Below are 13315 nucleotides of genomic sequence, written 5' to 3' on the forward strand. Positions count from 1 at the left end.
TACTCACTTAATTTCCAATTGATGATGTATCAAAAAAATGTCTTAGTTCGAGTGCTGTGAATGGATTTTTTATTGTTTGTGAGAAATCCGGGATAAAAAAACCGGACTATGTAACGATAAGTAAATACGGAGAATGCATCTACATGAGGTGACTTATATATGGGCGCTCGTTTAAGGGTATTTCTAACTCGTGAGCAAGACCAAACTCTGTTAAATCTAAGAACAGAGGAGGTGTCACAGAAGGTTAAAGATAGAGCAGAAGTAATCAGGCTAAACGCACATGGCTGGTATGTAGAAAAAATAGCAGCCCATTTTGGTTGGGATAAGCAAACGGTTAGAGACGTTTTGCATAAATGGAGAAAGCAGGGTTTAGAGAGTCTTTGGGAATTACCGGGTCGAGGGTTAAAACCTAAGTGGAAAGAAGAGGATATCGTATTTTTAGAAGAATGTTTAAGAGTTGAGCCACGCACATATAATAGTTCCCAATTATCAGAGAAGTTAAAGACACAACGTAACGTGCAACTGAGTCCTGACAGATTAAGACGGGTACTCAAAAAAAGGGGGTCAATTGGAAACGGGCAAGAAAAAGTCATAAAAGAAAACAAGACCCGATTGCAAAAGCGAGGAAACAAGCAGACCTAGACATCTTGGAGTTATCTGCTGCGGCAGGAGAAATAGACCTTAAATATCTGGTTCTTCGGTTACTTTTATGGAGAATTAATACTAAAATGCCAGTTTAATAAACTGCGTAATCGAAAATTGCTAAAGTTACGAAAGCCATATCCAAGTCTTTTAATTAACTTAAGTTTATTATTAATTCCCTCTACAGTACCACTCGTGGTTCTCCCGTCAAAATAGCCTACTATTTCACCAAACCATCTAACCATTGTACCTATACTTTTCGGAAAATATGAAAGTGCATCGTGCATCCAATCTAATAACTTAATTATGCTGTCTCCCCAAGATATAGTTGATTCAAATATGTCTCTAAATTCCTCTTTCAATTTGTGCATTTTAGCTAAAATCGGTGAAACTTCCTGAGCAAATTTCAACTTCTCTTTTTGCTTATCGTTTAAAGAATCTTCATTTTTAATGAAGCTATATTTGCTTTTATTTAATCCCTCCAATATTCTATCTTTCTCTGATTTATTTTCTAGCGACATTGCTGCTCTCTTTTCAGCTTTACGCATAGCATCTAATTCATCATTGACTTGTTTCATAACATGAAATCTGTCAGCAGTTATATTAGCATTAGGCATCAATTCTTCTACTAAATTTTTATAGGGTAACCAGAGATCAATACTGACCTCTTCGATTTGTTCAAGTACCTGAATTCCCCAACCTATAAGAACTTTCCGTATTTCTTCCATTCTTCTGGAATTGACTATTTCAATGGGTTTATGAGTGTCTAAATCTACTAATACTGCTAAATAATTTCCTTGACCTTTCACCAAAGCTATTTCATCTATGCCTAATCTCTTTACTTGATTTAAATTTATATTTAATATTTGCGAACCTTGACCTTTTAACATTGATTCAACTTCTTCATCACTCAAATCATTCCTTTCTGCTACGCTATGAATGTTGCTATCTAATACTTGTTGCACTATATCAACCGCTAGTCTCTTAGTATATGTTTTATTCTTTTCAACAAAATCTAGTTTTTCACTAAAGACTTTCTTGCATTTATTACATTTGAATTGGCGACGATTTATTTTTAATAAAACTGTTTTTTCACTCCAGGGTAAATCATGAATCATTCGCCAATGATTTTGATGTATACTTTGAGTGATTCTTCCACAGGTAGGACAACTACAATAGTTCACAGATTTTTCTATTGTTATAACTATTCCTATACCTTCGATCTCTTGACAATCTAACACTTTCATCTCGGGAAGATTCAGTATTTCCTCTACAGGAAATTTCATAGCGATCGCCTAAGATTTTGGTAGATTACAATTTATATTGTAACATCAGTTATATTTAATAATATTTGAAAGTTCGCGAACTACTGCAATATCTAAATTTTAACCATTGTTTATATTAAATTGTAGTTGTTAAAATCTAATTGATTTTGATTCTCGCCATAAAAGTAGCGGAAGAACCAAATATCTAGACGAATCAGGGTTTTGTATGTGGAGTGAACCGGGTTATACCTATTATTTCAGGGGTGAGCAAAAACGTTTAGAACAAACAAAGCGTCGAGGTCGTAGATTAAGTATTATCGGGTTTCTCCAACCAATAATAAGCTTTGTTTATGGTTTGGTGATTGGGGATGTTAACCGCAAGTCTTATATCGAAATGATGGAAAAAGAAGCACAAGAGGCATCGGAATTGGGACGCATAAGGGTAATTGTGCAGGATAACGGACCAATACATAGATGCCTTGAGGTACAAAAGCTATGGTCAAAGTGGGAACAGATGGGTTTGTACATCTTCTTTTTACCCAAGTATTGCTCCGAGATGAATCCAATTGAATTGGAATGGCAACACCTGAAAAAAGATGAGCTATCTGGGCAAATATTTGATGATGAATTAGAACTTGCTTATGCCGTAATTGATGGTGTTCAAGCTAGAGGAGAAAAAGGTAACTACAGTACAAAGCGTGTAAAATTTAACTCTAATCATTCTCCTTAACTTTTCGTTACATAGTTGTAAATTTTTCCGCCCACCTACTTATACGTCCCAAAGTAAAGACAGTAAACATAAAGAGTGAAAATACCTCTGTTGCTTGATCTGAGTTCTTTTTCGACAGAGCGATCGCTTTTATATCCGCCTATCTCAAAGTCTTATTCTTTCATGGTTTATTGTCATTAAAATAAAGTTATTGAAAATAGAATCTGCTGCTAAACTCTTGCTATTTCTAGCTTTCAGGGCTTAAAAGGAAAATTTAAGTTGCTTGATATCCTGCATAAGTATGTTTGCTCAGGTTACGGTTACAAAACAGAACCTTTGCTCAGGTTATTGTTTCAAAATCTATTTACAACTAATAACTCCCAACGCAATTAAACCCTTTGGGCTGGTTAGTTGCTCAAGTTATACTTTCAAAGTTGCTCACCTTATCCTTACAGTGACAAGTGCCATTCCGTTCATAATCTTTGTTCAAACGAGGTAAGAGGAGAAAAAGATTGTTTTATAAACTGCTTTTTCAGCTTGATATATCTTAACATCACGTTCCAATATATTTTTAATCTCGTTTATAGCTTCTGTTATAAAACATTACACACTATAATATTTTTTAATCTAAACTAAGTTGATTTTAACATCATAATAATGATCAATCTCTACTTTGGAATGAGAAAGATTTTTATGATAGAACCCACCTTGGCAAATTCTCTTATTCAAAAACTAGATTTTGCTATCCCTATTGATATTGTTGGTGCGCTTTATTTAGACAACAATTATTACTCAATTACTGTTGTCAACAACCACATAGAAAATGAATTACAATCTCCACAGTTTAAGAAAGTAGGTCAATTTGAGCTTAATCAACAATCATATGCAATTTTACAAACTGAACCAACGTCAACTGAAAAAGAAACAGATCCAACACACATTTTAACAGAAAGAGAACTGGAGATAGCAATTCTCGTTGCATTAGGAAAGCAAAACAAACATATTGCCAAACAACTAAAAATTAGTGAATGGACAGTTTCTGCCCATCTACGTCGGATATTTACTAAGCTCGGTGTTGGAAGCCGTGCAGCAATGGTCTATCGCTGTTCTTTGCTAATTAATCAGAACATAAATTCTGGTTCATAGAAACAATTCCTAATCACTCATTATTTATGTTTAATCGTGTTGTTTTCTGTGTCATTCAAATGTGCGTTTGTTCATCTAAATTTTGATTCCCGCTTCAAAGGGAGAGAAATTATCCTAAAAACGGATGATTGCTTGACTTTTGTATAGGTAAACAAGATTAATTTGGACTGTTGTTAATCTCTTAGCGATTTTAAAAGTAAAGCTCCAACCCGTTTTTAGTATAGAAATAGCAGGACAACTACGTCACCAAGACTCCTTTATTAATCGGTAATTGCTGACTAAGATCACAATGTGAATGACAACAATTGTGGTGTAAGTCGCCAAAATTGCAATGTTGACAAGAAAGTTTAAAATTTTTCATAGTTGATACCAAAAACCTTGGCTTCCTTGCCAAAAATTAGTTTCTGCGTGGGGCAATTTTGCGGAATCTTGATTTTTAGAAGATTGATATTCTCGATCGGGTAAACTTGCCGATTGGGAAGCTGCTGGTACTAGCAGATGGAGTACTGACAGATGAAGTCCAGCCCACAAGAACTTGGCAAGACCAGCTTGAACGAAAATTTGACGCCAATAGTTACGCTCAAGAGTAGCCATTTCGTCTTGGAGGGTCACTAGTTGGCAGGGGATTTGCCAACTAGTGAGAGCCATACAAATACCTGGAGGAAGAGTTTCTGCTGTAGCGGGAGGAAATTGATGCGTCAGGATGAGCGTAGAACCTATAGCCGCAGCTAGGGCAACTGTATCCCGAAAAGCTGAGGTTAGCACTTCACTGGCATCAAAGGTATTTGACGCTTGAGCTTCCAGAGAACGGGCTAGGGATTCATAGTACCAGATGATTTCTGTCCCCATTCCCCTTGGCAGAAAAGACTCTTCAGGTCGCTCTCCGATGCGGAAGAGTTTTAAATCTGTCAGAATTTGTTTGCCCATTTGCTCCCACTGCTGCAATGCTTGGAGCGTGTCCTGTGAAATAGATAGTTGTCTGTCCAAAGGACTGGAACAAGAAGCCATTGGCAGGATCAATAATTCCGGATGGTCTAAGTAGAAACGAGTATTGTCAATAATATTCCAGAACTCACGCCCTAACCAAATATCCATCACCGTTCCTAGCTGCTTGACTAAGAGCAGACCATACTTAGATAAAGCTAAGGTGGGATCTAAAACACAGGCATAGCGCTGCTGGCTGAATTTGACAGAAAAGGTAGCTGATGAAGCAATCATCATCTTTCTTGCTCATGAAAGACAAGTTATAAATTTATTTGCTGTTTTTAACCTTGTTTAATCACTGGCTAGCATTTGTCAATAAGCAATAGTACTTAGAAAATGGCAAAAAATCAGGGTTGGAAACACAGTTTTTGGCAGGCGATGCCAAAGGCAAGCCGCTTTGCGTCTATGCGTCTATGCGTCTATGCGTCATCTTGATACGCATCATTCATTCTTGCCCCATAAGTTAAATAAAAAAGTTAACTTCATACCTCCGCTTTCCTGAAATTTTAAGAATTACTAATTGACAAAATTAAGGTCATCTTAACCTCTCACGAATGACTGGTTACTCACTTAACCTTGTTTAGGCAAGTTAAGTAGCTTGCATACAAAAATACTAGTAAATAGAATAGTTCTGCAACCAATTCAGCACAAGTTACACGATTAGATTAGTTCAAATGAGCTAGTTTGAATTGACTACCAGAAATGAGTTAGATAGAACGAGTGACTTGTAGGTGGGGTTGAATGCCAATATTAATACAGATTAAGAAACCCTTCCATTTTCCTAGAGACTTTGCTGCTGAGGAGGACGGCTTTCAATGAGCCAGTATCCGGTCATCCATGCTGTTGATGAAACCTTGCGATCGCTGATTGCTGACAATCTTGACACAACTTCCTTTCAAATACTTGACTCTAATCCGACTCAACGGATCTCCTTCCAGCCACCGCACCAGTTGATGACAGATAATGTACCTACTGAAAATAATCTCTCATTATTTCTTTACCGTGTAGTTGAGAATAGTGAAGTCAAAAACTGTGCGCTGGAATCCAGGAATGGTAATCGCCTACATTATCCCCCGCTAGCTTTAAACCTTTTTTACATAATTACTCCATTGATGAAGGATGGTGATGATGATGAAGCCTCTAAAAATGCCCACAAATTGCTGGGTAAAGTTATGCAGATTTTCTACGACCATGCGACTGTCAAAGGGACTGGTTTAAAAGGAGTTCTTCAAAATACTGCCGAAGAACTCAGGATTATTTTGAATCCTATTTCAATGGAAGATATGACGAAGTTATGGAGCAGTTTTATGCGACCCTATTACTTGTCAGTGTCTTATGAAGTGAAAGTAGTTTATATCGACTCTGAGCGAGAAACTGGAGCAGAGCAGGTGCGGCGTAAACAACTTCAATTTACTCAGATAACTGGAGTGTGATAGTGATGAAGATAGTCGCCCCAGATGTGATTGAACAAATTGCTTTATTGACGGGCAAGATCCTGTACGAAGGAACCGGCAAACCAGTGATTGGCACAGTTAAAATCACCGTTCAAGAATCTTTGGTAATTGACAAGAGCTTGAGTGATGGCACATTTGTCCTGTCTGGGCGACCGGAATTATTGTTTCCAGAACTTGCTCTAAAAAATTATCAACTGCATCTCAGCATTAGGGCGACTTCCCCTCAATTTCAGCAGGGATTGGCTGAGAAATCACTCACTGTTACTATCCCCAAAGGTTGGAACTTTGAACAACCCATTTCCAAGGAACTTCCTACATCTACCTCAACTATTTTAGTGCTACTACCCGCCGAGCCAGTGTTTATTCGTGGGTATGTATTTGATGTAGATAATCCAGGAATGGGTATCCCAAATGCAACGGTCAAAATCCAGCAGGGAAGCAATACCTTTACCACACTCACCAGTACTAATGTAGAACGCAAGGGGCGATATTCGTTTCAAGACACGAGCGATCCTACTAAACTCCAAGCTTTCATAATTACTGCAACCAATCCTGCAACCATTAGTTGCTCGGCAACTGGCTTCAAATCTATCCTTGACCGACCTTTAGCAATTGATTTTGAGCGATCGATGCACGAAGAATATTTTTATTTACTTCCATCCTGATTCCATCGACTAAATTAATCTTCATTTTTCAATCTATTCGTTACATGAAGGAGACGATCCATGCCAGAATATCTTGCCCCTGGTGTATATGTAGAAGAAGTAGATACGGGTCCAAAGCCAATTGAGGGTGTTAGTACCAGCACTTCGGGAATGGTGGGGGTGACTGAATGGGGACCGGAGAATGTAGCCACATTGGTAACTGGTTTTGCCGATTTTAAACGTCAGTTTGGGGGGTATCTCAACTATCGGCAATACACCGATCATAAATGGTATCTACCCCATACGGTAGAAGGATTCTTTACAAATGGGGGCAAACGCTTATATATTGTGCGAGTGCTGCCAGAAAAAGCTGAATTTGCGAAAACCTTACTATTCGATCGCGGGAATTCAACTGATGCCGTCAGAAGGCTAGCTGTTAATGCATTTAAAGGACACAAACTTCTTTTACTAGAAAGCGATGCCAGTTCAATTAGCGACAAATATTTACGACTTAATGATGAGGAACTTTCTGAATATGTTCAGGCAGTAGATCCGCCATCATCAACATCAACCGCAGGTGTCCGAACTTTACGTGTTCCTCTCTATTTTAGCCATAACAGTAAAACAAAAGTTGAAGAAGTTACCGCAACCGATTCCGCTAGTCCAAACAATTTGTCAACGACGTTAAAGAGCGAGTCATCGCCTGGTGAATCAAGAATTAATTTAGAATCAAGAGAAAACGTCAAAGCAGATAGCGTTTTAAGAATTGCTAGCACGAGTAGCAATACCAGAGAATTTGCTATAGTTGCTTCAGTTCCGGCCGATCCTAATGACACGAGTGTAACTCTACGCCATCCTTTAGCTTTCGAGCATTCAAAAACTGAAGAAGTAAAGCTAGTAACATTTGTACTTGCTGGCACGCCTGATGAATTAGAACAGGAAGCTAAAGCTGGTTCAGCTATTTTATTTTTGAAAAATCCAGATGCTAGTTGGGGCGGTTCATCAGAGAAAATTATTCAAATTGGAGAAAATACAGAGCGTGAATATCATGTCTTAGCTCGGATTAAGTCTAACTTTCCAATAGCCTTCAATCTAAAGTTCAAAGCTGTTTTTAACCACCTTAGTACTGAGCCGATTACACTAGTTACTTTCCCTGATGTAACTACAAATGGATTGGACACAACTTTAAAACAACCAGCCTCAGCAGGAGACCAAACAATTACCCTCAACAGTATAGTTAATCTTGCTAAAGGTCAATATGTTCGGATAGGTGACTCGACTTCAGAGACAGTAGAGTATTGCCAGATTATTGAAGATCCCAAAGATTCAAAAGTTAAACTGAATCGTCCCCTCTCTTTTAATCATCCCAATCCTAGTCCTGCTGTTCTGGTGACACGAACACCAACATCAGGTAAGTTATCGTTTCTCATCCAATCTTTGTCTGCCAAACAAAAACATGTGATGGTAGCAGATGATGCAGTTTTTGCTGAAAACGATATCGTCGAAATTGGTAATCAAAATTCTCCAACAGTTGAGTATAAAATACTGGGTAAACCAATAGATTTTAAATTAATTGAAATCAAAGACTATACAGAGGAAAGTACGCCAGGAGGAGGTGATTACCCAGGTTTAGCCTCCGACCACAATCACGGAATTGAAGTTTTTGAGCGATCGCCATTATTGCGAGTTCAAGCAATTGATCGGGGAATATGGGGAAATAGCTTACAAATTGAGATAGAAGACGATAGTCCTATTCTAGATACGATCGCTACTGCCGATCCCGATCCCAGTAGTTTAAAACTTACTCTTGCTTCAATTTTTGGGATCGAACAGGGAAGTATTTTGCAACTGGAAGTATCGCAAACGCTAACAGATTTACCTCCAAAACTCACTTTTCCTAACGATCTGAAATCCCAAATCCGCTATGATGAGTCCCAAAAACTTCTCTTCTTTCAGGGAGTAATCTCAGAGCTAGATCAGGCTCAGTTGCTCAAACTATCAGATGAATTGGCTTATCAAACAGCTATCCAGGGACTCGCGCAGAAATCTCAAACACTTTACCCTCAGGGACGAAAAGTTGTCAGTATTGATGGCAATACTGTTACTTTGTCTGCTCCCCATACAGTGCCTATTTCTAAAGGGACTAAAGCACGCACAAGAGAATTTCGATTGACGATTAAATATATTCAAAATAATCCACTGACTGGAAAACCCAGAACGTTAGGAAGTGAAGTCCATCGGCATCTTTCTACAGACCCGCGCCACAGCCGCTATGTGACAAAAGTTATTGGGGCAATTTATCGCCAAGAAGCGACTACACCACGCCGTGCAGATGGACGTACAGAGGGCGAATCGAATCTAATTCGGGTGGAGGATGCTTTATCTGACAAAAACACGGGTGTTTTGAGTATTAGCGATCGCACTACCGCCGAAAACAACATTCGCATCGGGCCAGATTTGATTTGGAAGATTTTATCTGACGGTCGTCGTCTGGTAGTTGGTCTTCCCTTAGTCAATGGCGATGACAAAATTAATGATATTACAGATTCTACCTACCTTGGTGCAGATGCAGTTGATCCCAAGGATCGTCAAGGTCTATTTGTCCTCAAGAATATCGACGAAATTAGTATTGTTGCTATTCCGGGGCGCACCAGTCCACAAGTCCAAGAGACTTTGATTAACCACTGCGAATTGATGCGCTATCGTTTCGCCGTCATGGACTCGGAGATCGGCAGCAATCTTGCCGATGTTCAGGTGCAACGGGGTTTGTATGATTCCAAGTATGCCGCTATTTATTATCCCTGGTTACGGATTAATGACCCATTTCCAGATAATCCGCGCATTACCAGCTATGTTTCTATCCCGCCTAGCGGTCATGTTATAGGCATTTATGCTCGGAATGACATTGAACGGGGCGTATACAAAGCTCCGGCTAACGAGGTGATTAGGGGTATCAGCGATTTGGAATTTAAGCTTTTTAAAGAGCAGCAAGATATTCTAAATCCGCGCAATATCAACGTATTGCGTAACTTTCGGGAAAATAATCGAGGATTGAGGGTGTGGGGTGCGCGTACTCTCTCTAGCGATTCTGATTGGAAGTATATTAACGTGCGCCGACTGTTTATCTTTATCGAACGCTCCATTGATATTGGTACTCAATGGGTAGTATTTGAACCCAATAACGAGCAATTATGGGCGCGGGTAATTCGAGTCATTAGTGCCTTCCTAACTACAGTTTGGCGTAACGGAGCATTGATGGGGTTGACTCCAGAACAAGCATTTTTTGTCAAATGCGATCGCACTACTATGACCCAAGATGATATCGATAACGGTCGTTTGATCGTTGAAGTACGTATTGCTCCGGTTAAACCTGCGGAATTTGTGATTTTCCGAATTGGTCAGTGGGTAGGTGGTTCGTCAGTTGATGAAGGGTAAACAACAAGGAGGACTAAAATCGTGGCGGACAGTGGGAAAAGAGATGACCCGTACCAACAGTTTAATTTTTTGGTAGAAATTGATCGCATTACTCGTGCTGGGTTCATGGAGTGTAGTGGTTTAACCACTGATACTGACATGATTGATTACCGTGAAGGTGCTGATCTGGTAATGAATGTCCGCAAACTTTCAGGTTTGCGAAAGTACACCAATATCGTCCTCAAACGCGGTTATACCAACAACGTGGAATTGTGGAAATGGCGTAACAGCGTCATCCAAGGTAAACCAGAAAGACGCAGTGCAGAAATTATCTTGCTTGATGAAAACCGCGATGTCGTAATGCGGTGGAAGATTGAGGAAGCATGGATTAGTAAATGGGAGAGTGGCCCATTTAATGCCAAAACTAACGATGTAGCCGTCGAAACTGTGGAATTAGTACATGAAGGATTAAAACTAATATTTCCGGCGATTTCTTAATCGTCAAGGAGGAGTAAATGCCTGAATATCTTACCCCCGGAGTCTATTTTGAATTTCAAGATGCTGCACCGCCAGTAATTAGACGAATTCGGACTGATATTGCTGGATTTGTGGGATTAGCAGAACGTGGCCCTTTGAATCAGGCAGTGCAGATTGACTCTTGGCGGCATTTTCAGGCAAAATTCGGTAATTTCTTACCTTATAGCTTTTTAGCTTACGCTGTCAAAGGTTTTTTTGAAAATGGTGGGCGTACCTGTTTTATTGTCCGCATTGCTGGGGTAACGGCAACCAAAGCGTCTCTTGTTCTCAAAAGCAGTAACAATACAGATATATTGCGGGTGACGGCTGATAACGAGGGAATTTGGGGCAATAAAATTGCGATCGCACTCACTCAAGTACGTCCTAGTAAACTGAGTTTCTCCATCACAGTAATACGCGATCGCCGCGAACGAGAAATATTTTCTAATCTCTCCCTCAATCCCGATGACCAAAGATATTTTGTGCGGTTGATTAATCAAGGAGATGATCGCACTGCACGATCCCAATGGGTTCAGGTAGAAGATTTATTGCCACCTGCAACGATTTTCACTGCCAATCTGTTGCCCAATGCGATTCAATCAAAGTTAACAAATCAGATTGGCTTTTTAATTGACGGACAGGATGGAGTCACATCATTAACTCCCAATGATTTTATCGGTACTTTAGACCCCCTTGCTAGCGATCACCAAGGATTAAGTGTGCTAGATGGAGTTGATGCGGTGGGGATTGTTTGCCTTCCCGATATTCATATTCGACCTGTACTTGTACCTGATGCGCCTCCTGTTACCGAACCATCTCTTGATCCCTGTTTGCCTACATCCTGGGAATTACCAGCAGCAAAACCTAAAATTTTTCCAACTTTAGAACAACCACCCTTATTTTCTCAAGCGCAAATTTTCACAATTCAACGTGTCTTAGTCGAACACTGCGAACGTCACCAAGACCGAGTAGCAATTTTGGATGCAGTGTTACGTTCTGGAAGCGAGCAATCTTTGAATCTTGTTGAAATTTTAGAATGGCGATCGCGTTTTGATTCTGAGCGAGGTTTTGCAGCCCTTTACTATCCTTGGGTGCGAGTGGTTGATCCTTTGAAATTACGAGGAAATCCAGTCAGAACTATTCCCCCCTGTGGACATATCGCAGGACTTTATGCTCGTTCTGACTTTACCGTTGGGGTGCATAAATCTCCTGCCAATGGGGAGTTATTCTGGGCAGAAGATGTCACTGTTGCCATTAACGATGACCAGCAAGCAATTTTAAATCCTGAAGGAATCAACTGTGTGCGGGCTTTCCCTGGTCGAGGGATTCGCGTTTATGGTGCTAGAACCATTAGCAGTAACCCTGATTGGCGTTATATCAATGTTCGTCGTCTGATGTCGATGATTGAAGAAGCAGTAGATGAATCAAGCCAATGGGCAGTATTTGAACCCCATGATTTAAATTTAAGGCGATCGCTGATTCTGAGCATCTCTGGCTTTTTAGAGACTATCTGGCGACAGGGTGCATTAGCAGGTAGCAGCCCAGAAGAAGCTTTTTACATCAAATGCGATGACACCAATAATCCCCCTGAAATTGTCAATCAAGGCAAAATTATTACTGATATTGGCGTTGCTCCCACTCATCCGGCTGAGTTCATTGTCTTTCGGGTAGGGCGCACGGTTGAAGAACTTGAAATTGTGGAGCGGTAATTTTATGGCAACAGGTAAAAGATCAGATCCAGTTCCCGCATTTAATTTTTACGTTTCTTTAGTTCGCACATCTAGTTCTCTGGCCAAGCTGATAGGAGATAGCACTTTAGAAAAAGCTTTGCTTTCTTCTGACTTAGTGATTGCTGGAGGGTTTAGCGAATGTAGTGGCTTAGAAGGCACTTTACAGATAGAAGAATATTCCGAAGGTGGCGAAAATCGCTTTGTCCACAAATTCCCAACGCGGATGACCTACTCAAATATTGTGTTCAAACGCGGGATAACTTTTTCTCAAGAATTGTGGCAGTGGCATTTTGATTACGTCAACGGTCGGGGTAAACGCTTGGATGGATTAGTTACTTTATTGGATGAGTCGCAAGAGGCTGTGAGAATCTGGTCTTTTCAAAAAGGACTGCCATTAAAGTGGACAGGACCTACTTTGAATGCTGCCCAAAATCAAGTAGCAATTGAAACGTTGGAAATTATCCATCAAGGATGGAAACCACTACCAGTCAGTATTGCTTTAAGAGAAGTTGGCAAGTCTTTCACTCGCGTGGGAGCAGCCATTGGCGAATTGTTTTAAATTGAAAATTAATAATTTTTGGAGTTAGAAAATGCCAGTAACAATTGGAACGCTCAACAGCAATCTGAATTTAGTCGATAGTAATAATACGTTTAATGAAGCAATGATGGAAAAGATTATTCAAGCGGTAATGATGCGTTTGAAACAGGAAATGTATGAGCAAGAAAAATCGCGTTCTGAGGGAGATATTAGTAATAGTCGTACAGCGTAAGTAGTCAGACAGAATTAATTACCTTCGCCAGAAGTGTAAAT

The 13315-nt window shown here is 39.8% G+C and carries 11 protein-coding genes and 1 pseudogene; 10 read left to right on the forward strand and 2 right to left on the reverse strand.

Annotated elements, in window-relative coordinates:
* Positions 1-159 precede the first annotated feature (159 nt).
* Positions 160-642 (forward strand): helix-turn-helix domain-containing protein, encoded by a 483-nt coding sequence (locus V7K69_RS20530; protein ID WP_335037619.1) that lies wholly within the window; start codon positions 160-162, stop codon positions 640-642.
* A 65-nt stretch (positions 643-707) separates the two neighbouring features.
* Here the strand turns inward: V7K69_RS20530 and V7K69_RS20535 are convergent, their stop codons facing one another.
* Complete coding sequence (locus tag V7K69_RS20535) at positions 708-1928, reverse strand: ISL3 family transposase (protein ID WP_335037622.1); 1221 nt, start codon at positions 1926-1928, stop codon at positions 708-710.
* A 181-nt stretch (positions 1929-2109) separates the two neighbouring features.
* On the opposite strand from V7K69_RS20535, the pseudogene V7K69_RS20540 reads away from it, so the two are divergent.
* Both V7K69_RS20540 and V7K69_RS20545 read left to right on the forward strand, forming a co-directional pair.
* A pseudogene (locus tag V7K69_RS20540) lies at positions 2110-2637 on the forward strand (IS630 family transposase); the annotation flags it as partial.
* 672 nt (positions 2638-3309) lie between these two features.
* Positions 3310-3762, forward strand: a complete 453-nt coding sequence (locus V7K69_RS20545; protein WP_335037625.1) for a LuxR C-terminal-related transcriptional regulator — start codon at positions 3310-3312, stop codon at positions 3760-3762.
* Positions 3763-4119: 357 nt separating this feature from the next.
* On the opposite strand, the gene V7K69_RS20550 is transcribed toward V7K69_RS20545, so the two are convergent.
* Complete coding sequence (locus V7K69_RS20550) at positions 4120-4983, reverse strand: hypothetical protein (RefSeq protein ID WP_335037627.1); 864 nt, start codon at positions 4981-4983, stop codon at positions 4120-4122.
* 578 nt (positions 4984-5561) lie between these two features.
* Between V7K69_RS20550 and V7K69_RS20555 the strand changes: the two genes are divergently transcribed.
* Genes V7K69_RS20555 through V7K69_RS20585 form a run of 7 tightly spaced genes read left to right on the forward strand, consistent with a single transcriptional unit; the run spans position 5562 to position 13274 of the window.
* Positions 5562-6179, forward strand: coding sequence for a DUF4255 domain-containing protein (locus V7K69_RS20555; RefSeq protein WP_335037629.1), 618 nt, complete (start codon positions 5562-5564; stop codon positions 6177-6179).
* Between the two features lie 5 nt (positions 6180-6184).
* Positions 6185-6865, forward strand: coding sequence for a hypothetical protein (locus V7K69_RS20560; protein WP_335037631.1), 681 nt, complete (start codon positions 6185-6187; stop codon positions 6863-6865).
* 60 nt (positions 6866-6925) lie between these two features.
* On the forward strand, positions 6926-10279 hold the full coding sequence (locus tag V7K69_RS20565) for a phage tail sheath family protein (RefSeq protein WP_335037633.1): 3354 nt from the start codon (positions 6926-6928) through the stop codon (positions 10277-10279).
* Positions 10280-10300: 21 nt separating this feature from the next.
* The gene (locus tag V7K69_RS20570) at positions 10301-10756 is read left to right on the forward strand and encodes a phage tail protein (RefSeq protein WP_335037635.1); all 456 of its coding nucleotides are present in this window, start codon (positions 10301-10303) and stop codon (positions 10754-10756) included.
* 17 nt (positions 10757-10773) lie between these two features.
* A complete protein-coding gene (locus tag V7K69_RS20575; RefSeq protein ID WP_335037637.1) occupies positions 10774-12483 on the forward strand; it encodes a phage tail sheath family protein in 1710 nt (569 codons plus the stop codon).
* Positions 12484-12487: 4 nt separating this feature from the next.
* A complete protein-coding gene (locus tag V7K69_RS20580; protein ID WP_335037639.1) occupies positions 12488-13063 on the forward strand; it encodes a phage tail protein in 576 nt (191 codons plus the stop codon).
* Positions 13064-13094: 31 nt separating this feature from the next.
* Positions 13095-13274 (forward strand): hypothetical protein, encoded by a 180-nt coding sequence (locus V7K69_RS20585; RefSeq protein WP_335037641.1) that lies wholly within the window; start codon positions 13095-13097, stop codon positions 13272-13274.
* The last annotated feature ends 41 nt before the right edge of the window (positions 13275-13315 follow it).

The sequence above is a fragment of the Nostoc sp. genome, from assembly GCF_036917775.1.
Classification (GTDB): Bacteria; Cyanobacteriota; Cyanobacteriia; order Cyanobacteriales; family Nostocaceae; genus Nostoc.